Origin of the sequence: Streptomyces sp. CBMA152, from assembly GCF_014596475.1 — a bacterium.
Taxonomy (GTDB): Bacteria; Actinomycetota; Actinomycetes; order Streptomycetales; family Streptomycetaceae; genus Streptomyces.
Window position 1 is genome coordinate 1 of record NZ_MECJ01000035.1, and the last position, 18,974, is coordinate 18,974.

The window sequence follows — 18,974 nt, forward strand, 5'->3', positions numbered from 1 at the left end:
TCCCGACGTGGCGGGGGGTGCCGATTTTCCCGTGCGGGAAGATCCCGGTGACGCCGGAGCGGACGACGTCGATCATCTGTATGCGTACGGGTGAGGACGAGCAGGGTGTGATCGGGCTGCGGCAGAGCGGTATCCCGGACGAGATCGAGCCGAGTCTGTCGGTGCGGTTCATGGGGATCGACGAGCAGGCGATCATCTCCTACCTGGTCACGGCGTACTACTCGGCCGCGATCCTCGTCCCGGACGCGCTCGGGGTGCTGGAGAACGTCGAAGTCAGCCGCTGGCGCTGACCTGGTGGACCCCGCGTGGGTGGCCGGCGCCTGGGGAGGTCGGCCGGCCGCCCGCCCGGCCACGGTGACCGTACGTACGGCGTACGCGGCGCCTCGACCACGGCGTATCGAACACGGCGAGAGGAATGTCGAGTTGGTGATGGGGGAAGCCGTCGAGGGGCGCGAGGCCGTCGACCTGTTGGAGCGGACCAGGGTGGCGGTCAATCCGCATCTGCGGGACACCGTCGAGTCGCTGCCCGGCTCGATACGGCGGGTCGCGATGTACCACTTCGGATGGGAGCACGCCGACGGCACACCGGCCGCCGGGCAGGCGGGCAAGGCGATCCGGCCCGCGCTGGTGCTCGCGGCGGCCCGCGCGCTCGGCGGCGACCCGGAGCACGCGCTACGGGCCGCGGCAGCCGTGGAGCTCGTCCACAACTTCACGCTGCTGCACGACGACGTGATCGACGAGGACGCCACCCGGCGCCATCGGCCCACCGCCTGGACCGTGTTCGGCACGCCGGACGCGATCATCGTCGGGGACGCGATGCTCGCCCTGGCGCTGCGGCTGCTCGCCGAGGACGGCCATCCGGCGGCCCCGGCCGCCTCGGCCCGGCTCGCGTCCTGTGTGATCGAGCTCTGCGCGGGGCAGCAGGCGGACTGTGCCTTCGAGCAGCGCGGCCCGCAGGAGGTGTCGCTCGACGAGTGCATCGACATGGCGATGGCGAAGACGGGCGCGCTGCTCGGGTGCGCGTGCTCGCTGGGGGCGCTGTACGCGGGGGCCGGGGCCGAAGAGGTGGCGGCGCTCGACGCGTTCGGGCGGGAGGCGGGGCTGGCCTTCCAGCTCATCGACGATCTGATCGGCATCTGGGGCGACCCCGGGCGTACCGGAAAACCGGCCGGGGCCGATCTCGCCGCGCACAAGAAGTCGCTGCCGGTGGTGGCCGCGCTGACCTCGGGCACGCCCGCCGCGACCGAACTGGCCGAGCTGTACCGGGGGCCGATGGGGGCGGCGGCTGTCCGGCGGGCGGCGGGGGCCGTCGACCGGGCGGGCGGGCGCGACTGGGCGCAGATCCATGCGGCGGATCGGATGGCACGGGCCCTGGACCAGCTGTCCGGGGCCGTGCCGGATCTCGCGGCGGCGGGGGATCTGCTGGCCCTGGCGGAGTTCGTGACCCGCCGGTCGCGCTGAACGGGCCTGTCTGTCGGGCCGCCCGAGGGGGGGCGGGGTCGAGGGTCCCCGGGGCTGCCGCCGGGGCCCTCGATCCCTGACTCGGGGAGAGCCAATTCCAGGATCGTTCCGGTCAGTTGAGGATCGGCGGAACGTGGCCAGGGCGCGGGGCGCTCCGCGGGGGCGGGGGCTTTTGGCTGCAGACCGTGCGTGGCTGGTCGCGCAGTTCCCCGCGCCCCTTAAGTGGCCCGGGACCTAGCGCACAGCCCCAACCCCGCGCCCCTTAAGTGGCCCTGGGCCGTTGCGCACATCCACAGTCCCGTGGCCCTCAAGGGAGAGCCGTTCCTTCGAAAACGGTACAGTCGTCACCACTTGCACAAGGAAGCGCTAACTCCCATTTCGGTCACGCCCTGTGACGAACAGCAGGGTACGCCGCTAATCTCCGCCCATGACACCACAGTCCTGGGCGGGCTGGTACCGAGACCGCCATGGATCCGAAGCGCTGACGATCACCGCCGACGGGGCGCACCTGCGTACCCGTATCAGGGGGGTCGACTTCGCCGGAGCGGGCTTCGACTCGCTCGGCCCGGTAGCGGTACCGGGCATACCGTCGGAGAGCTCGTTCGCGCTCGACGGCGGCACTCTTCGCGACTTCGTCCTGGAGTGGGACATGCCGGTACCGGTCGCGTCCGACGACGGGGCGGTCCAGCACGCCACCCTGAGCTGCCTGCTCTCCCTCAAACCGCCGGAGCCCGAGGTCGGGCTGGCGCTGCACCTCGGGGGAGCGGTGTACGCCTCGGGGCGCGCCGAGCTGGACTTCGGCTCGGTCCTCGACGACATCCGGCGCCAACTTCCCTCCGGGGCGCGGCTCCAGCCGTCCGTGCTCGAACTGACCTGACGGGCGGAAGTCCGAATTCCGGTCCTGGCGTGAGTGGTTGTGCACCACTCGCGTCAGGAAGCCGTCAATAAAGGCCAGTTGGACCCCACTCCTCTTTCGTGGGCCTTCATTGTTCTACTACTATGAGAACAATGAAGGTATCGATGAATCGTGCGCGATACCGGCTCGTGGCCCTCGCCACGCTGCCGTTCCTGCTGGCCCTCGCCGTCGACCTGATCCTCTTCGCCGTTCTGCGCGACCGACTGCCGGACCGGCTCGCCAGCCAGTTCAACGGCAGCGGCGGCGCCCCCAGCGACTACACCAGCCGTACGTCATGGGTTGCCGTGGCCACCGGGCTCTCGGTCGGGCTCGCCGTCGTCTGGGGGGCCATCGCCGCGACCGCCGACTTCGCGGTGCGCGGGGCGCGTTGGGCGATCGGCGCGGGGTACGCGGTGGCGGGCCTCGTCGGCTATCTGCTGGCGGTCATGCTGTACGTGAACCTGGACGCCGTCGACGGCAGCGAGGCGCGGATGCCTCTGTGGCACCTCGCGGTGGCCCTCGGGGTGGGCGCGCTGGCGGCGGGCGTTGGCGCGCTGCTGCTGCGGCTGGTGAAGCTGCCCGAAGTCGTGCCGTCGCCGGGGCCGGGCCTGGTCGAGCGCCTTGACCTCGGCGAGAGCGAGGTGGCGGGCTGGGCCCGGCGGGCGCCGTCGCGGACGCTGTGCGGGGTCGGCCTCGCGCTGCTCGCCGCCGGTGGCGGGCTGACGTATGTGTACGGCTGGGGCCGCGCCGCCGCGCCGCTGGTCTGCGGACTCGTCACGCTGCTCTGCTCCTGCGCGTACGTGACCGTCGACCGGCACGGTCTCACCGCCCGCCCGACCGTGCTGCCCTGGCCGCGCGTGCGGATACCGCTGGCGGACGTGGACCGGGCGGTGAGCCGGGAGGTGAAGGCGCTCGCGGAGTACGGTGGCTGGGGCTACCGCGTCCGTCCCGGCCGGTCGGGTCTCATCCTGCGCTCCGGCGAGGCGATCGTCGTACGGCGCACCGGAGGGCGGGAGTTCGCGGTGACGGTGTCCGACTCGGCGACCGCCGCGGCCCTGCTCAACACGCTGGCCGAGCGCGAGGCGGTGAGGCGCTGATGCTGTTCCGGGTGGACCCGGCCTCGCCGCTGCCGCTGGGCGACCAGATCGCCGCCTCGGTGCGCCGCGCGATCGCCGAGGGCACGGTGGGCCCGGGCGAGCGCCTGCCCGCCGCGCGCGCCCTCGCCGACTCCCTGGGCGTCAACGTCCACACCGTCCTGCGCGGCTACCAGCGCCTGCGCGAGGAGGGCCTGATCGAGCTGCGGCGGGGCCGGGGCGCGGTGGTGGTCGACACGACGTCGAACCGCGCCCGGGCCCAACTGCTCGTGCGCGTACGCGAACTGGTCGACGAGGCGCGTCAGTTGGGCCTGAGCGAGGACGAGGTGCTGCATCTGGTCCGCACCGGCCTCCAGTAGGGGACCTCAGTAGGTCTGGAGCTCCACCAGATTGCCGTCCGGGTCGTGGAGGTGGGCCGTGCGCAGGCTGGGTCCCCACTGCGGCCGGTCCTGGGTCGGGGCGACGACCGTGGCGCCCTCGCCGACGCACAGCTCCACGGCCGCGTCCAGCGCCTGCGCCCCGTCCACATGGATCACGAGCGACCCGCCGCCCGATGGCGCGTTCTCGCCCCCGACGGCCCCGGCCATGGCGTCCCGGGAGAACAGCGCGAACGCCGTACGGCCCTCGCAGTCGTCCCAACTTGCGTAGCCCGACGTCTCATTGCCCCGGGCCAGGGCGCAGCCGGTCAGCTTGGGCAGCACGGCGGTGTAGAACCGGAAGGTCGACTCGTAACGCTCCACCAGGAGCCGGGTGTATGGAGGTTCAAGAGGTGCCATGGCTTGAATCTACCCCGGGGCCCTCAACTCGTCTGGTGGACACTGGCGTCGGTGATGACGCCGTCGCGCACGGTGTACGTGCCGGAGTACGTGCGCCGGGTGTCGTCCCGCTGGTAGGCGGTGATGTTCACGTAGACGGTGTCGCCCGCGGTGGACAGGACCGTGACATCCGTCCGCCGGGTGTCGGAGAAGCCGGAGACGTACGAGGAGTAGCCCTGGCCGAGGTTCTTGCCGCCCAGGTCCCACGCGGTGCTGTAGTCACCCCTGTTGAGCGCGCCGTAGTAGGTCGTCACCGTGGCCTCCGGGCCGGCGCTCGACGGACTCGTGTTGGTCGTCGGCTCGTCGGTCGCGGCCCTCTCCTGCGTCGTCGGCTCCGTCGTGTCCGGGAAATTGGTCGGGATGTCCGTCGGGGTGTCCGTGGTGAACCCCGAGGGCGGCCAGGGCGGCGCCGACGGGTGGTGGCCGCCGCCCTGATCGCGGGCCAGCCACCAGATGCCGGTGCCCGCCGCCCCGCACAGCAGGACCGCGACGAACACCACGATCAGCATGCGCCGCAGGCTGTCGTCCGGGGGCGGCTGCCAGGGCTCCCCGAATCCCTCCTGGCCCGACGGCCCCTCCACCCAGCGCTGCGCGTCCGCGTCCCAGTAGCTCATGTCACTCGCACTTCTCGGTTCAGCCGGTCAGTTGGGCGATGGTCTCGACGACCGCCGTGGCCGAGGCGAGCCCCGCCGCGGCCGTCGCACCGAGAGTCAACCGGTCGCGCAGCCACTGCAGACGGTCGCGCCGCACCTGACCGGTCGAGGTCACCCCTTCCTCGATTTCGTTCAGCCCGTCGTCCAGCTCGGCGATGTCCGGCGTCCGGTTGAGCATGCCGAGATGCTCGCGCAATGTCCGTACGGCCGTGGCGAGTTCGGGCGGTGCGTCGAGCAGTTGCTCCGAGGCGTCGACGGCTTTGGCATCGGTGCCCGACGCCGCCGCGCCGCCCGTCATCACCCCGATGCCGATGCCGCCGGGGACGTTCGTGGGCGCGCCGGTGTACGAAGGCGGCGGCGTCGGCGTTCCCGCGCGCCGCGAGCGGTCCTCGGCGGACGCCCGGTCCCCGGCCGCCGCCGCGCCGCCGGTCATCACCCCGATGGAGATGCCGCCGGAGCTTCCGGTAGCCGGAGGTGTTTCCGGGTCCATCTCCGCGTCTGTCTCCTGGTCTCGTGCCATCACTTCTCGCCTTCCCTGTGCGTCGCCGACGCCTGTTCGCCCGTCGCGACCGCGCCCCCGCTCATCGCGCCGATGAACACCCCGCCACCGCTGACGGTGATGATCTGCTGCTCGAAGTCGCCGGTCTCGTAGTTCTTGGTGCGCAGCGCCTCCCGCACGCCGCTCGCGATGCGGTCCTGGACCGTGCGCACGTACCGCTTGACGTCCATGTCCTGGAAGACCGACAGGTCGGTCGTGCTGCCCAACTCCCGTACGGAGGTGGCCGGTCCGTCCGGCAGGGCGTGCTGGGGGTTGGCCAGCCAGGTGCGGAACTCGGCGGCGGCGGTGCGGACCAGGGAGGTGGCGGCGGCGAAGTTCGCGGTCGGGGCCGCGAGCAGACCGCGGACCGTGTCGCGCAGGACGTCGCCGTCGCCACGTGCCTCGATCACGTCGACGGCCCGGAACTCCAGCCGTACGGGCGTGAGGACATGCGGCACGACCTCCAGGACCAGCATCCCGCCCTGGGTGTGGACGCGGACCAGGACCGAGACCACGACCTGCTCGTCCCAGGTGCCGATCCGGACGCGCAGGAAGTGGCGGCGCGCCTCGCCGCCCTCGCCGACGGCCTCGTCGAGGTGGCGCTGTACGGTCGGCCGACCGTAGTCGACCTGCCAGCGGGCCACGCCGGTCGGCAGATAGACGAACTCGTCCACTTCGAGCTCGCGCAGCCGGTCGCGGCTGGTGGCCGCCGCCGAGGTGCGCAGGGCTTCGAGCTGCGGCTTGATGAGGTCGATGACCTCGCGTCCGGTGAGCGGGCCCGCCCCGTTCTCCGGCAACGCGTTCTTGCGCTTCTTCAACTCCATGACCAGCGACCACTGTTCGGCGTACGGCTTGCCCGCGCCGATGAACGGGCGGAACGGGTCGTAGATCGTGAGCGACGCGTACTGCTCGCGGTCGATGGCCGCGCCGATCCGCGCGTAGCGGCGCGGCAGTAGCTCACGGCGTGTGCCGGGGTACGCCTCGGAGCCCAGCTCGTGGCGCATGATGGTGGTGACGTCCGCGCGATACGCCCACACGGGGACCACCAGGAGCAACGGGAACACCACGCCCGCCCAGGCGTCCTGGCCGCTGAACAGCGCCCACAGCGCGGCCACCCAGTACACGAGCGCCACGATGAACGGGATGAGCGGCAGCAGCATCTGCAGACGGCCCCGGGTGGCCTGTTTGACCATCGTGCGGTCGAGCGTGAAGACCGCGACACCGAGTCCGGTCCCGGCGCGGACGGCGCCGAGGATGAAGCAGACGATGGCGTACGCCAGCCAGCCGGGCAGCGGCAGGATGTGGTCCGAACCGACCCCGGCGAACCAGAGCGTGATGAACACGGCCCAGATGCCGAGCAGCATGAGCGCGGTCTCCGCCTCCTTGCGGCGGGCGCGCAGCGCGTGCGCGAGGACGGGCAGCGCGTCGATGCCGAGCGAGAGGGCGATCGGGCGCTCCTCGTGCTGGACCAGCTCCTCGATCACCCGGCGGCGGAAGTCCGCGTCGAGGTAGACGCCCGCGCACAGCAGCCGGGTCGCCTCGGTGCGGGTGGCGCCGGGCTCAGGATGCGTATCGGGCATGTGGCCCCCTGTCCCACGAAAGTAATCGGGTACTGGGGCGTCTCAACCACCACCAGCGAGGGGGGACCGTATCGGCGACGGCCGTATGCGTCTTGGACAAAAATGACCTCGCTCTCACGGGTCTCGCCTTCACAGCGTCAGCGCTCCCTCCACCCGGCGGGCCCGGAGCATCCGGCCGGGCGTGGTGCCGGCCAGGGCGCGGAACTCGCGGTTGAGATGCGCCTGGTCGTAGTAGCCGCAGACCGCGGAGGTGTCCGCCAGGCTCGCACCGCCCCGGGTGAGCATCCCCATGGCGCGGTGGAAGCGCATGACCCGGCCGTACGTCTTGGGGGTGAGGCCGATCTGCTGGGTGAACCGGCGGATCAAGTAGCTCTTGCTCCAGCCCACTTCGGCGCTGATCCGGGCGATCGGGATCGTCCCTGCCGTGCCGACGAGCAGCCGGTAGGCGTGGCCGACCTCCGGCGCGGGGTCCGGGCCGATGTCGAGGCGGGCGAGCAGCGCCGCGTCCAGCAGGTCGAACCGCTCGGCCCAGTCGCGGGTGGCGGCGAGGCGCTGGACGAGGACAGCGGCGGCGGGGCCGAGGATGTGGTGCAGTTCGACGACGTGATTGGTCAACTCGCCCATCGGGATGGCGAAAAGCCGGTACGCGCCCAGTGGCGTGAGCTCCAGGCGGATCGCCTCCTGGCCGCCGGGGTGCCCGGCGAGCGTGGGTCTGTCCTCAAGTCCCACCACCAGTGAGCCGATCCGGCCGCTGCCCTCGCCCGGCAGCCCCAGTCGGCGCACCTGCGCGAACGGCTCCGCGAGGCTGATCACCACGACGGCGCTGCCGGTGGGGACCAGACGGACCTGGTACGGCGAGGTCGCCGCGTCCCAGTAACCGGCGTAACTCCGCAGGAAGGGACGCAGACCCGGATGCCAGGGCCGGGTGACGCGCCACAGACCGCCCGCCCGGGCGAAGCGGACCCCGGGACCGGCAGTGATGACGCCGCGTCCTAAGTGGAGCGCCAAAAGTCCCCCTCGTGCTCGGCCGGCCACCGCACGCGCGACCGTCGACTTGTTGCGTATCCAGCTTCTCGCCGACCACCTTGCCCGCACCACGCCCGGAGGGTGTCGTTTCCGGGCAGGTGCTCCGGGGCGGGTGTGAAGAAAGGGGCGTATGGGGGGCGGGAGGCTGTCCGAAGCGGGTGCGAGAAGGCCCGACCGGTGGGGTGAGGGGGCTGGTGCGGACTGCCATGGTCCCGGCCGCGGTCCCACTCCCCATGGAGCCGCGAGCCGGGTTGCCTCGACCGCAGCGCGCCGGGCGCGGGATTGTCCGGCGGGTGGGAGGCGCACGGTCGACCAGGGTCCGGGGCCGCTCGTCGAGCGTAGTCGTGCCGTGGCGGCGGGCCAAGGTGCTATCGAGTCGGTCAGCTCGCTGCCTGCGGGGGCTCCGGTGCGGGAGCGGGCGCGTTCGAGCAGCCGTACTCCGGTGCAGTCCATGAAGTCGACGGAGCCGATGGGGCTGCCGGTCGTCGTACGAAGCGGCGTCAGGGTCTGCCGTCCCCGTCGCCTTCCAGGTGCAGGCGGCGGGCCAGGACGTCCCGGGCCACGTCGAGGAGAGGCCGGTCGTGGCTGAAAGCGTGGCCGCGCAGCCGGATCAGGGCGTGGTCGCAGTCGGTGTCCAGTGTGTCGGCGAGCATGCCGGTGGCCTGGTGGACGTCGGCGAAGTGGAGACCGGGGTCGTCGAGGAGCGGAGTGCGGGGCAGTTCGGCGTCGGTGGCGCTCGCGATGATGATCTGGGCGAGGGTGTCGGCCAGGCCGAAGGCGTCGGTGAGTTGGCCGGTGGTCATCGGGCCGGGGCGGGTGCGGTGGCCGGTGAGTGCGCCGAGCGCGATGATCCCGATGCGCAGGGGGAAGGAGAACACCGCGCGTACGCCCAGGGCCTCGATGGCGCCCGGGAGGCCGGGCCAGCGGTCGGTGGCGAACGTCGCGGTGTCGGCCGCGTCGGGCAGCAGCATCAGGGCCCCGTGGCGGGCGGCGTCCAGACTCGGGCCCTCGCCCTGGACCCGCTGCAGATCCTCCAGGGCGAGCGTGCGCTCTCCGAAGGACTGCACCAGTTCGGCGTGGCCGCCGCCGGGGGCGAGCAGCAGGCCGAGGCCGTCCAGGCCCAGCAGGTCGGCGCAGGCCGCGAGAGGCAGCGGTGCCAGGCCGGGACCCCTGTGGGAGCTGAGCGCATGCAGATACTCCGCCATCACCGGATGGGTCACCGCAGCCACCCCCTCCCGGACGTCACGCGGTTTCGACGACCGCCGATCCACCGGTCGGAACAGAAGGGGAGAGGGGTCACCGGTCGCGCCGCGGGAGGAGCTCCGCGTCGGCCGTGCCCTGCAGGACCTGGCGAGCGATCTCCGTCAGCTGCGTCTGGTGATCACGTGCGTAATGGCGCATGAGGGCGAACGCCTCCTCGACACCGGTGCCGCGCCGGTTCGCCAGATAGCCCTTGGCCTGCTCGATGATGATGCGGCTGTCCAGAGCGGCCTGCAGTTGCGCGGTCACCGTCATCTGCTCACTCACCGCCCGCTGTTGCAGGACACCGATGGCGGCCGTGTCGGCCAGCTCCTGACCGAGCCGCAACTGGGAGTCCGCCAGGGGGCCCGGACGGTCCCGGAAGAGATTCAGGGCCCCGATCACCTGGTCGTGCAGCCGCAGCGGGGCTGCCACCACCGAGGTGAAGCCGGCCTCCACGGCGCGCGGCGCGAACCGGGGCCATCGCAACGTGGCCGCTCGCGTCGCCAGCGACACGTCGGGAATCTGCTTCCTGGTCCGGAAGCAGTCACGGCAGGGGCCCTCGTCCCACTCGATGCCGGCCAGCTCCAGCTGCCGGGTGCGCTCGTCCGAGGCCGCGGCGTCCACCAGCCGGCCGCCAGGAGTGGCGAGAAGGACCCCGGCCGCCGCCACATCCAGCAGATTCACACAGTGCTCGGCGAGCGAATGCCTCGACGTATTTTCACCAGGCCACCCGGTGAGACGTCCGGGCAGCTATCTGGGGGATATCGACCGGGGGGCTCGACGGGCGGCGGGTCGCTGTGCCGGGGGAGCGCGAAGGGGCTCGGCCGGAAGTCCGGCCGAGCCCCTTCTCATGCGGCGCTGACCGACACGTACGTGTACGCGAAGGTCAAGCGCCAACCCGGCCTGGATCAGGCCTTCTTGGTCTCCCAGAAGATCCGGTCGATCTCGGCGATCAGCTCAAGGGCCTTCTCGCCGGTCTTCGGGTCCGTCGACGCCTTGGCGGCCGACAGGGCCTTCAGGGTGTCGTTGACCAGCTGGTGGAGCTGGGGGTACTTCTCGAAGTGCGGGGGCTTGAAGTAGTCGCTCCAGAGCACCGAGACGTGGTGCTTGGCGAGCTCCGCGCGCTGCTCCTTGATGATTGTGGCGCGAGCGCGGAAGTGCGCGTCCTCGTTGGCCTGGAACTTCTCCTGCACGGCCTTGACCGACTCGGCCTCGATGCGGGCCTGGGCGGGGTCGTACACGCCGCAGGGAAGGTCGCAGTGGGCGCTGACCTTCACCTTGGGGGCAAACAGGCGGGAAAGCATTGAGCTGTCCTTCCTCGTGATCGTCTTCTCAGGTGGGACATTACTCGGTGAGTGACCTGTTTTCGCGAGTGCCCCCGGGGGCTTAGGACAAAAGTCCAGGGTCACCATGGGACCCGTGGCGGAACGTACCGTGGGTGTGGACCGGGAACCGGGAGGTGGGTGGCGGATGACGGATCAGGGGCGGGAGCCGAGGGTGCCGTTGGGGATCGCGGAGGTGACGGGAACCTCCATGGTGCCCACGCTGCTCCACGGCGATCAGCTGCTGGTGCACTACGGGATCGAGCTCCGGGCGGGGGACATCGCGGTGCTGCGGCATCCGCTCCAGCAGGACCTGCTGATCGTCAAACGGCTCATCGAGCTGCGCGAGGGCGGCTGGTGGGTGCTCGGCGACAACCCGGACGACGAGGTCGTCGACAGCCGGGCGTTCGGGACCGTCCCCGGCGAGCTCGTCCTCGGACGGGTGCGGGCCCGCTATCGGCCGATCACCCGGGGGCGTCAGCGCTCGCTGGGGCTGCTGTTGTCGTGGCTGGCCACGGCGGTACGGCCGGTGTTCGCCGACCGGTCGGTCTCCAGGCGCTTGCGGGCCCGGTAGGCGGCCACGTTCGCGCGGGTGGCGCAGCGGTCGGAGCAGTAGCGCCGGGAGCGGTTGGTGGAGGTGTCGAGGTAGGCGTTGCGGCACGGCGCCGCCTGGCACAGGCCGAGCCGGTCCACGCCGTACTCGGTGAGATGGAACGCGAGGCCCATGGACGCGAGCGCCGCGTAGCCCGCTGTCGCGTTCGAGGTGTGGTCCGCGAGGTGCATGTGCCACAGCGGGCGCCCGTCGTCGTCCCGGTGGTCGTGCCCGGAGACCTGCGGGCTCACCGGGAACTCCAGGAGCAGCGAGTTGAGCAGGTCCACCGCCTGCACCTCCTCGCCCGCGTCCGCCGCCTCGAACACCGCCCGCAGCCGCGCCCGTACCGCCCGCAGCCGGGGCACGTCGGCGTCGGTCGCGCGCCGGGCCGTGGTCGACTCGGAGGCGAAGAGCTCGCGGACCACCTCGACCGACGTCAGGGAGTCCTTGTTACGGGCCGGCTCCTCGGTGTTGACCAGGCGCACGGCGTAGTCCGAGTAATAGGCCAGTTCCACGTGAATTCCTTTTCGGCGGCGGGCAGCGGTGGCGGGGAGCGTACGTAACCGCTGGGCGTGCTTCGAGGGTATTACGGCGAACTGTCCTTCGGGTACGAAAGTCGGCCAACGGCACAAAGGGGCGGTACGGGCTCCCGGCCCGTACCGCCCCTTTGCGTGACCCGTGGGCTACAGGACCTTCGAGAGGAACGACTTCGTACGGTCGTGCTGCGGGTTGGTCAGGACGTCGCGCGGGTGGCCGGACTCGACCACCACACCGCCGTCCATGAACACCAGCGAGTCGCCGACCTCACGGGCGAAGCCCATCTCGTGGGTCACCACGACCATGGTCATGCCGTCCTCGGCCAGGCCCCGCATGACGTCCAGGACGTCGCCGACCAGCTCCGGGTCGAGCGCCGAGGTGGGCTCGTCGAAGAGCATCAGCTTGGGCTCCATGGCCAGCGCGCGGGCGATCGCCACCCGCTGCTGCTGGCCGCCGGAGAGCTGCGAGGGGTAGTTGCGCGCCTTGTCGGCCAGGCCCACCCGGTCGAGCAGCTTCTCGGCGCGCTCGCGCACCACCGCCTTGGACTCGCCCTTCACCTGGATCGGCGCCTCCATGACGTTCTCTATGGCCGTCATGTGCGGGAACAGGTTGAAGCGCTGGAAGACCATGCCGATGTCGCGGCGCTTGAGCGCGACCTCGCTGTCCTTGAGCTCGTAGAGCTTGTCGCCCTTCTGGCGGTAGCCGACCAGCTCGCCGTCCACGTACAGCCGCCCGGCGTTGATCTTCTCCAGGTGGTTGATGCACCGCAGGAAGGTCGACTTGCCGGAGCCGGACGGGCCGATCAGGCAGAACACCTCGCCCTCGGCCACCTCCAGGTCGATGCCCTTGAGGACCTCGACGGCGCCGTAGGACTTGTGCACGCCTTCGGACTTCACCATGGCGGTCATCGGGTCACCGCCTTGGGGGTGCGGCGGAGCGAGGCCAGATTGGCCTTGATCCGCTGGAACGGGGTGGGCGGGAGCGCACGGCTGGCGCCACGGGCGTAGTAGCGCTCCAGGTAGTACTGGCCGATCGAGAAGATCGTGGTGAGGATCAGGTACCAGGTGGCGGCCAGGAACAGCATCTCGACCGAGGCGCCGGAGGTCTGGCCGATGTCCTGGGCCTGCCGCAGCAGCTCGTAGAACTGGACCGCCGAGACCAGCGAGGTGGTCTTCAGCATGTTGATGACCTCGTTGCCCGTCGGCGGCACGATCACGCGCATCGCCTGCGGGATCACGATCCGGCGCAGCGTCTTGGCGTGGCTCATGCCGAGCGCGTGGGCGGCCTCGGTCTGGCCCTCGTCGACCGCGAGCAGACCGGCCCGGCAGATCTCCGCCATGTACGCGGCCTCGTTGAGCCCGAGCCCGAGCAGCGCGGTGAGCAGCGGGGTCATGAACGAGGACCAGTAGTCCTTGTAGATCGGCCCGAGGTTGATGTACTCGAAGACCAGGCCCAGGTTGAACCAGACCATCAGCTGCACCAGGACCGGGGTGCCCCGGAAGAACCAGATGTAGAACCACGAGATGGACGCGGTCACCGGGTTCTTCGACAGGCGCATCACGGCGAGCAGGATGCCGCCGACGATGCCGATGGCCATCGACAGGACGGTCAGCAGCAGCGTCTGCTTGACGCCGTCGATGATCCGGCTGTCGAAGAAGTAGTCCGGAATCGCGTTCCAGTTGATCTTGCCCTGGCCGAACGCGTAGATGATCGCGACGAGCAGAGCGAGGGCGATGACCGCGGAGACATAGCGTCCGTAGTGCCGGACGGGGATCGCCTTGATGCTTTCCGGAGCCGCGGGCGGCGGGGTGTCGTCCGCGGGCTCCGTCTTGTTGACGTCAACAGTCACGGGTGTTGCCTTTCAGAAGCCTTTACAGGCGCTTCGCCCCGGGGACGGGGGCGGGGCGGGCCTGGAGCGGAGAGGTTCAGACGCCGCCGTTGATCTTGGCTTCCTTGATGGCGCCGGCCTCGACGCCCCACTTCGCGATGACCTTGTCGTAGTCGCCGCTCTTGATGATCGCGTCGAGCGCTTCCTTGAGCGCGTCGCGCAGCTGGGTGTTGTCCTTGGAGACCGCGATGCCGTACGGGGCGGCCTCGACCTGCTCGCCGACGATCTGGAAGTCGTTGCCGCCGCCCGAGGTCTTCACCGCGTACGCGGCCACCGGGAAGTCGGAGGAGCCGGCGTCGGCGCCGCCCGAGCGCAGCCGGGTCTGGGCCTGCTGGTCGGTGTCGAAGGCCTCGATCGAGATCTTGCCCTTGGCTCCGCACTTGTCCGACTGCTTCTTGGCGAGGTCCTCGGAGACCGTGCCGCGCTGCACCACGATCTTCTTGCCACAGAGGTCGTCCCAGGTCTTGATGCCCTGGTCCTTGCCCTTGGCGGTGTAGATCGAGACGCCGGCGGTGAAGTAGTCCACGAAGTCGGCGCCCTCGCCGACCTTCTTCTTGGTGGCCGAGTCCACGCCGTTCTGGCGGTCCTTGGTGTCCGTCATGGCCGACATGGCCATGTCGTAGCGCTTGGCGCGCAGACCGGTGACCAGGGTGTCGAAGGTGCCGTTCTCGAACTGGAACTTCACGCCGAGCTGCTTGCCCAGGGCGTCGGCGAGGTCCGGGTCGATACCGGCCGTCTTGCCGTCCTTGTCCTTGAACTCGACCGGTGCGTACGCGATGTCCGAACCGACCTTGATGACACCCTTGTTCTGGATCTCCTTGGGCAGCTTGGAGAAGAGCGGGCCCTTGCCGGAGGTGCTCGCGGAGGACGAGCTGTTGTTGTCCTTGCTCTTCGTCTGGTCTCCGCAGCCGGTCAGCAGCAGGGCGCCGGCGACCGCGATCGCGCCGACCGCGGCAATCCGGGACGAGGCGGCGGTCGTACGACGGGTGGTGCTTGCGGTCATGGTCGGGTTCCTCCGGCGGGTGATGGAGTGGCCAGTGAGTACCGGCCGGGACGCTCTTCTTTGGGCGACACGACCGTGTTGTGTCGGCATCTTGCCATTCGGACCAGCGGATTCAGTGGGCCGCGCATGTCAAAATCGGATAACGGGTCACCCCCTCACCCCAACGGGCCGGTAGATCAAGGCCGGACCTTGTCCCGGGTATACGTTCGTCCACCGGAAAATCTCCGGTTCATCTCGCGTTGTGGACATGTTTCATGCCGCATTGCGCACTTGTCCCGACATGGCCCTATGAGTCATGTCACCGGGGTGTTCCGCAGTCGAAATGGACTACTCGACCGACGCCTCCGTCGGGTAAGAAGGATCCTTACACCCCTCATCCGGGGCTCAGGGCGCGTGTGCGGCGCGCCCGCGCGTACGTACCTCCCCCTGCCGGGGCGGGCCAACCGTCCAGTGCAGGTCACGTATGTGGTGCCCACCCACCCCTCCTCAACAAGGAGTGGCCACCCTCAACTGATGAAGACTTAAGGGGTCAACACAATGGCAGCGGAGATCATCAATCCTCGCAGCGAGAGCAGTACCGAAGGAGCCTCCGCGGAGGACCCCTTCGATCCGGCCTTCGCGCTGCACCGGGGCGGAAAGATGGCCGTCCAGGCCACCGTCCCGATCCGGGACAAGGACGACCTGTCCCTGGCGTACACGCCGGGTGTCGCGAAGGTGTGCAGCGCCATCGCCGAGAACCCGGAGCTGGTCCACGACTACACCTGGAAGTCCCAGGTCGTCGCCGTCGTCACGGACGGTACGGCGGTGCTCGGCCTCGGTGACATCGGGCCGGAGGCATCCCTTCCGGTCATGGAGGGCAAGGCGATCCTCTTCAAGCAGTTCGGCGGGGTCGACGCGGTGCCCATCGCGCTCGCGACCACCGACACGGACGAGATCATCGAGACCGTCGTCCGGCTCGCCCCGTCCTTCGGTGGAGTGAACCTGGAGGACATCTCGGCGCCCCGCTGCTTCGAGATCGAGCGGCGGCTCCAGGACGCCCTGGACATTCCGGTCTTCCACGACGACCAGCACGGCACGGCGGTCGTGACCCTGGCGGCGCTGCGCAACGCGGCGAAGCTGACCGGGCGCACCCTGGGCGATCTGCGGGCCGTCATCTCGGGCGCGGGCGCGGCCGGTGTGGCCATCGCCAAGTTCCTCCTCGAAGCGGGTCTGGGCGACGTGGCGGTCGCCGACCGCAAGGGCATCGTCAGCCGGGACCGCCAGGACCTGACCGACGTCAAGCGCGAGCTGGCGGAGATCACCAACAAGGCGGGCCTCTCGGGCTCCCTGGAGACCGCACTGGCGGGCGCGGACGTCTTCATCGGCGTCTCCGGCGGTACGGTCCCGGAGCCCGCGGTGGCCTCGATGGCGCCCGGCGCGTTCGTGTTCGCCATGGCCAACCCGAACCCCGAGGTGCACCCCGACATCGCGCACAAGTACGCGTCGGTGGTCGCCACGGGCCGCTCGGACTACCCGAACCAGATCAACAACGTGCTGGCGTTCCCGGGCATCTTCGCGGGCGCCCTCCAGGTCCGGGCCTCCCGGATCACGGAAGGCATGAAGATCGCGGCGGCCAACGCACTGGCCGATGTCGTCGGTGACGCCCTCGCCGCCGACTACGTCATCCCGTCCCCGTTCGACGAGCGGGTCGCGCCCGCCGTGACGGCGGCCGTCGCGGCTGCCGCGCGCGCGGAGGGCGTGGCGCGCCGCTGAGCGTGGCTTCAGGACCTGTGTACGGGACGTGACTCACACCTCGATGAGGTTCCGCCGCGTCCCGTACGCGTTCTAGGGTCAGGGCCATGTTCGCCGCCTACGCCGCACGCATCGACCGTGACCAGCCGCTCAGCGGCCTTGAGTTGGGGGAGCGGCCCGCCCCCGAGGTACGTCCGGGCTGGTCGCTCATCGACGTACGGGCCGCCTCGCTCAACCACCACGACCTCTGGTCGCTGCGCGGCGTCGGGCTCGGTGAGGACAAGCTGCCGATGATCCTGGGCTGCGACGCGGCCGGGGTCGACCAGGACGGCAACGAGGTCGTCCTGCACTCGGTGATCGGCCAGAGCGGCCACGGCGTGGGCCCGGCCGAGGGGCGCTCCATCCTCACCGAGAAGTACCAGGGCACCTTCGCCGAGCAGGTCGTGGTGCCGACCTGGAACGTGCTGCCCAAGCCCAAGGAGCTCAGCTTCGCCGAGGCCGCGTGCCTGCCGACCGCGTGGCTGACCGCGTACCGGATGCTCTTCACCAACGCGGGCGTACGGCCCGGCGACTCCGTCCTGGTGCAGGGCGCGGGCGGCGGGGTCGCCACCGCCGCGATCGTGCTCGCCAAGGCCGCCGGACTGCGGGTCTTCGCCACCAGCCGCGACGAGGCCAAGCGCAAGCGCGCCGTCGAACTGGGCGCGGTGGAGGCGTACGAGCCGGGCGCGCGGCTGCCGCAGCGGGTCGACGCCGTCATCGAGACGGTCGGCGCGGCCACCTGGTCCCACTCGGTCAAGTCGCTCAGGCCCGGCGGCACCCTGGTGATCTCCGGCGCCACCAGCGGCGACAGGCCCGCGCACGCGGAGCTCACCCGGATCTTCTTCCTGGAGCTGAAGGTGGTCGGCTCGACCATGGGCACCAAGGACGAGCTGGAGGACCTGCTCGCGTTCTGCGCGGCGACGGGCGTACGGCCGGTCATCGACGAGGTGCTGCCGCTGGACCGGGCCCGCGAGGGGTTCGAGAAGATGGAGTCCGGCGACGTCTTCGGGAAGATCGTGCTGACGACGTCTTGATGGCTCGTCAGAAATGCTGATCTGATCTCCGGCACGTTCACCTGTCGACGTGCCGGAGGTGTCCCATGCGTACGTCCAAGTACCTTGTGGCTATGGGGTGTTGTTGTGCCCTGCTGGCGGCGGGGGGTGTGGTGCCTGGGCCCGCTCGCGCGGCGGACCGGGGCACTGGTGAAATCCCCCGCCTCACCGACGAACAGGGCCGCACGCTCACCGTGCGCGGCTGGAACGTCGAGGACAAGACGCACCGGGGCGACCAGGCGCTCTCCGCGATCACCGAGCGGACCTTCCGCGACCTGCGCGCGCACGGTTTCGGTTTCGCGCGGCTGCTGGTCTTCTGGGACGACCTGGAGCCGGTACGGGGCCAGTACAGCCGGCCGTACCTCCGTAAGATCCAACGCATCCTGGACTGGGCCCACCGCTATGACATCCGGGTGCTGATCGACGCCCACCAGGACGTGTTCGGCCCGGCGTTCGGGCATCGCGGGATCCCCGCGTGGGCGACGCGCACGGACGGGCTGCCGTTCACGCCGCACCCCGACGACTGGTTCTCCGAGTACTACGAGCCCGCCGTGCAGCGGGCGTTCACCCATCTGTACGGGGACGCCGATCTGCGGCGGGCGCAGGCGGCGATGTGGCAGGTGCTCGCCGAACGGTTCGGGCACCACCCGGCGGTCTTCGGCTACGACCTGATCAACGAGCCGATGGGCGAGTTCCGGCCGGGCGAGGACCCGGCGACGGCCGCGCGGCGCGTCGAGGCCGAGCAGGTGACGCCGATGTACAACCGCCTCGCTCGGGCGGTGCGTGCGGTGGACCGGCGGCATTGGCTCTTCGTCGAGCCGACGCCCGCGGTGGGGGAGGGCGTGCCGACGGGCCTCGGCAGGATCAAGGACCCGAAGGTCGTGTACGCGCCGCACTTCTACAACACCGCGATGGAGTCGGGCGCGGACTACGACCCCTCGGCGCACTGGATCGAGTCGTACGAGGCCGCGGTGACGGCGTACCCGAAGGAGCAGCGGATTCCGGTGGTGGTCGGGGAGTGGGGTCCGCCGAACTCCGAACTCCCGAACATGGGGCGCTTCTACGCCGACGCGATGGCTTCGCTGTCCCGCTACACCTCCGGGTGGGCGGGGTACGTGTGGTGCTACGGGGGTGGGTACTGCGCGGCCGACGCGGCGGGTGTGCTGCGGCCCAACAAGGCCCTGACCGCCACGCCGTACGCGTCGGCCGTGGCGGGGCGGGTGCGGTCGGAGACGTATGACCCGGGGTCGCGGACGTATCGGCTGGTGTATGTGGCGGGGCCTGGTGTTACCGAGCTGTCCGTGCCGTCGGGGGCGGGGGAGTGGCGGGTCGGGGTGTCGGGTGGGGTGTTGGTGCGGGGGATGCGGGTTGTGGGGGTGCGGGGAGCTGTGGTGACGGTGGTTGTCGCGCGCGGTTGACCCCACCCCGCCCCTTCCCGAAACTCTCCGAGGGAGCTTTTCGGGTGCGGATCGTGGTGGGTTGCTCGCGCAGTTCCCCGCGCCCCTA

Annotated in this window: 20 protein-coding genes and 1 pseudogene; 9 read left to right on the plus strand and 12 right to left on the minus strand. The window is 70.5% G+C overall.

Going from position 1 to position 18,974, the window contains the following annotated elements; translation table 11 throughout:
* From BG418_RS36415 to BG418_RS36435, 5 genes and pseudogenes are all read left to right on the plus strand, one after another.
* A pseudogene (locus BG418_RS36415) lies at nucleotides 1-290 on the plus strand (Crp/Fnr family transcriptional regulator); the annotation flags it as partial.
* Between the two features lie 139 nt (nucleotides 291-429).
* Nucleotides 430-1,461: a family 2 encapsulin nanocompartment cargo protein polyprenyl transferase gene (locus BG418_RS36420; protein WP_188278433.1), complete on the plus strand. Its 1,032-nt coding sequence runs from the start codon at nucleotides 430-432 to the stop codon at nucleotides 1,459-1,461.
* Nucleotides 1,462-1,888: 427 nt separating this feature from the next.
* Nucleotides 1,889-2,338 (plus strand): DUF6304 family protein, encoded by a 450-nt coding sequence (locus BG418_RS36425; protein WP_188278390.1) that lies wholly within the window; start codon nucleotides 1,889-1,891, stop codon nucleotides 2,336-2,338.
* Between the two features lie 143 nt (nucleotides 2,339-2,481).
* On the plus strand, nucleotides 2,482-3,453 hold the full coding sequence (locus tag BG418_RS36430) for a DUF1648 domain-containing protein (protein ID WP_188278391.1): 972 nt from the start codon (nucleotides 2,482-2,484) through the stop codon (nucleotides 3,451-3,453).
* The gene (locus BG418_RS36435) at nucleotides 3,453-3,809 is read left to right on the plus strand and encodes a GntR family transcriptional regulator (RefSeq protein ID WP_188278392.1); all 357 of its coding nucleotides are present in this window, start codon (nucleotides 3,453-3,455) and stop codon (nucleotides 3,807-3,809) included. Before BG418_RS36430 ends, BG418_RS36435 begins: the two co-directional genes overlap by 1 nt.
* A 6-nt stretch (nucleotides 3,810-3,815) precedes the next feature.
* On the opposite strand, the gene BG418_RS36440 is transcribed toward BG418_RS36435, so the two are convergent.
* From BG418_RS36440 to sodN, 8 genes are all read right to left on the minus strand, one after another.
* Nucleotides 3,816-4,226, minus strand: coding sequence for a VOC family protein (locus tag BG418_RS36440; RefSeq protein ID WP_188278393.1), 411 nt, complete (start codon nucleotides 4,224-4,226; stop codon nucleotides 3,816-3,818).
* Between the two features lie 23 nt (nucleotides 4,227-4,249).
* A complete protein-coding gene (locus BG418_RS36445; protein ID WP_188278394.1) occupies nucleotides 4,250-4,879 on the minus strand; it encodes a hypothetical protein in 630 nt (209 codons plus the stop codon).
* A 19-nt stretch (nucleotides 4,880-4,898) separates the two neighbouring features.
* The gene (locus tag BG418_RS36450; RefSeq protein WP_188278395.1) at nucleotides 4,899-5,438 is read right to left on the minus strand and encodes a hypothetical protein; all 540 of its coding nucleotides are present in this window, start codon (nucleotides 5,436-5,438) and stop codon (nucleotides 4,899-4,901) included.
* The gene (locus BG418_RS36455) at nucleotides 5,438-7,036 is read right to left on the minus strand and encodes a hypothetical protein (RefSeq protein ID WP_188278396.1); all 1,599 of its coding nucleotides are present in this window, start codon (nucleotides 7,034-7,036) and stop codon (nucleotides 5,438-5,440) included. Before BG418_RS36455 ends, BG418_RS36450 begins: the two co-directional genes overlap by 1 nt.
* 129 nt (nucleotides 7,037-7,165) lie before the next feature.
* Entirely contained in the window at nucleotides 7,166-8,044 is an 879-nt protein-coding gene (locus BG418_RS36460; RefSeq protein WP_223185973.1) for an AraC family transcriptional regulator, read from the minus strand.
* 518 nt (nucleotides 8,045-8,562) lie between these two features.
* The gene (locus tag BG418_RS36465; protein ID WP_188278398.1) at nucleotides 8,563-9,282 is read right to left on the minus strand and encodes an ANTAR domain-containing protein; all 720 of its coding nucleotides are present in this window, start codon (nucleotides 9,280-9,282) and stop codon (nucleotides 8,563-8,565) included.
* Between the two features lie 76 nt (nucleotides 9,283-9,358).
* Entirely contained in the window at nucleotides 9,359-10,054 is a 696-nt protein-coding gene (locus tag BG418_RS36470) for a GAF and ANTAR domain-containing protein (RefSeq protein WP_223185976.1), read from the minus strand.
* Nucleotides 10,055-10,212: 158 nt separating this feature from the next.
* Entirely contained in the window at nucleotides 10,213-10,608 is a 396-nt protein-coding gene (gene sodN, locus BG418_RS36475; RefSeq protein ID WP_188278399.1) for a superoxide dismutase, Ni, read from the minus strand.
* Nucleotides 10,609-10,774: 166 nt separating this feature from the next.
* Here sodN and sodX point away from each other — a divergent pair, with 166 nt between their 5' ends.
* Nucleotides 10,775-11,200, plus strand: a complete 426-nt coding sequence (gene sodX / locus BG418_RS36480) for a nickel-type superoxide dismutase maturation protease (protein WP_188278400.1) — start codon at nucleotides 10,775-10,777, stop codon at nucleotides 11,198-11,200.
* On the opposite strand, the gene BG418_RS36485 is transcribed toward sodX, so the two are convergent.
* The 4 genes from BG418_RS36485 to BG418_RS36500 all read right to left on the minus strand — a co-directional run bounded on the left by BG418_RS36485 (nucleotide 11,104) and on the right by BG418_RS36500 (nucleotide 14,646).
* Nucleotides 11,104-11,733: an ABATE domain-containing protein gene (locus tag BG418_RS36485; protein WP_188278401.1), complete on the minus strand. Its 630-nt coding sequence runs from the start codon at nucleotides 11,731-11,733 to the stop codon at nucleotides 11,104-11,106. The genes sodX and BG418_RS36485 overlap by 97 nt on opposite strands.
* Before the next feature lie 168 nt (nucleotides 11,734-11,901).
* Nucleotides 11,902-12,663, minus strand: a complete 762-nt coding sequence (locus BG418_RS36490) for an amino acid ABC transporter ATP-binding protein (RefSeq protein ID WP_317453879.1) — start codon at nucleotides 12,661-12,663, stop codon at nucleotides 11,902-11,904.
* Nucleotides 12,660-13,604 (minus strand): amino acid ABC transporter permease, encoded by a 945-nt coding sequence (locus BG418_RS36495; protein ID WP_188278402.1) that lies wholly within the window; start codon nucleotides 13,602-13,604, stop codon nucleotides 12,660-12,662. Before BG418_RS36495 ends, BG418_RS36490 begins: the two co-directional genes overlap by 4 nt.
* Nucleotides 13,605-13,680: 76 nt before the next feature.
* Entirely contained in the window at nucleotides 13,681-14,646 is a 966-nt protein-coding gene (locus tag BG418_RS36500) for an ABC transporter substrate-binding protein (RefSeq protein WP_188278403.1), read from the minus strand.
* Between the two features lie 537 nt (nucleotides 14,647-15,183).
* Between BG418_RS36500 and BG418_RS36505 the strand changes: the two genes are divergently transcribed.
* The 3 genes from BG418_RS36505 to BG418_RS36515 all read left to right on the plus strand — a co-directional run bounded on the left by BG418_RS36505 (nucleotide 15,184) and on the right by BG418_RS36515 (nucleotide 18,886).
* Nucleotides 15,184-16,398 (plus strand): NADP-dependent malic enzyme, encoded by a 1,215-nt coding sequence (locus tag BG418_RS36505; RefSeq protein WP_188278404.1) that lies wholly within the window; start codon nucleotides 15,184-15,186, stop codon nucleotides 16,396-16,398.
* 86 nt (nucleotides 16,399-16,484) lie between these two features.
* Nucleotides 16,485-17,450, plus strand: coding sequence for a zinc-binding dehydrogenase (locus BG418_RS36510; RefSeq protein ID WP_188278405.1), 966 nt, complete (start codon nucleotides 16,485-16,487; stop codon nucleotides 17,448-17,450).
* Nucleotides 17,451-17,515: 65 nt separating this feature from the next.
* On the plus strand, nucleotides 17,516-18,886 hold the full coding sequence (locus BG418_RS36515) for a cellulase family glycosylhydrolase (protein ID WP_188278406.1): 1,371 nt from the start codon (nucleotides 17,516-17,518) through the stop codon (nucleotides 18,884-18,886).
* Nucleotides 18,887-18,974: the final 88 nt, after the last annotated feature.

Excerpts from the sequence above, each read along its gene's own strand:
- BG418_RS36420 (WP_188278433.1), top strand. The coding sequence starts at position 430 with ATGGGGGAAGCCGTCGAGGGGCGCGAGGCCGTCGACCTGTTGGAGCGG.
- BG418_RS36425 (WP_188278390.1), top strand. The coding sequence starts at position 1,889 with ATGACACCACAGTCCTGGGCGGGCTGGTACCGAGACCGCCATGGATCC.
- BG418_RS36430 (WP_188278391.1), top strand. The coding sequence starts at position 2,482 with ATGAATCGTGCGCGATACCGGCTCGTGGCCCTCGCCACGCTGCCGTTC.
- BG418_RS36435 (WP_188278392.1), top strand. The coding sequence starts at position 3,453 with ATGCTGTTCCGGGTGGACCCGGCCTCGCCGCTGCCGCTGGGCGACCAG.
- BG418_RS36440 (WP_188278393.1), bottom strand. The coding sequence starts at position 4,226 with ATGGCACCTCTTGAACCTCCATACACCCGGCTCCTGGTGGAGCGTTAC.
- BG418_RS36445 (WP_188278394.1), bottom strand. The coding sequence starts at position 4,879 with ATGAGCTACTGGGACGCGGACGCGCAGCGCTGGGTGGAGGGGCCGTCG.
- BG418_RS36450 (WP_188278395.1), bottom strand. The coding sequence starts at position 5,438 with ATGGCACGAGACCAGGAGACAGACGCGGAGATGGACCCGGAAACACCT.
- BG418_RS36455 (WP_188278396.1), bottom strand. The coding sequence starts at position 7,036 with ATGCCCGATACGCATCCTGAGCCCGGCGCCACCCGCACCGAGGCGACC.
- sodN (WP_188278399.1), bottom strand. The coding sequence starts at position 10,608 with ATGCTTTCCCGCCTGTTTGCCCCCAAGGTGAAGGTCAGCGCCCACTGC.
- sodX (WP_188278400.1), top strand. The coding sequence starts at position 10,775 with ATGACGGATCAGGGGCGGGAGCCGAGGGTGCCGTTGGGGATCGCGGAG.
- BG418_RS36490 (WP_317453879.1), bottom strand. The coding sequence starts at position 12,663 with ATGACCGCCATGGTGAAGTCCGAAGGCGTGCACAAGTCCTACGGCGCC.
- BG418_RS36500 (WP_188278403.1), bottom strand. The coding sequence starts at position 14,646 with ATGACCGCAAGCACCACCCGTCGTACGACCGCCGCCTCGTCCCGGATT.
- BG418_RS36505 (WP_188278404.1), top strand. The coding sequence starts at position 15,184 with ATGGCAGCGGAGATCATCAATCCTCGCAGCGAGAGCAGTACCGAAGGA.
- BG418_RS36510 (WP_188278405.1), top strand. The coding sequence starts at position 16,485 with ATGTTCGCCGCCTACGCCGCACGCATCGACCGTGACCAGCCGCTCAGC.
- BG418_RS36515 (WP_188278406.1), top strand. The coding sequence starts at position 17,516 with ATGCGTACGTCCAAGTACCTTGTGGCTATGGGGTGTTGTTGTGCCCTG.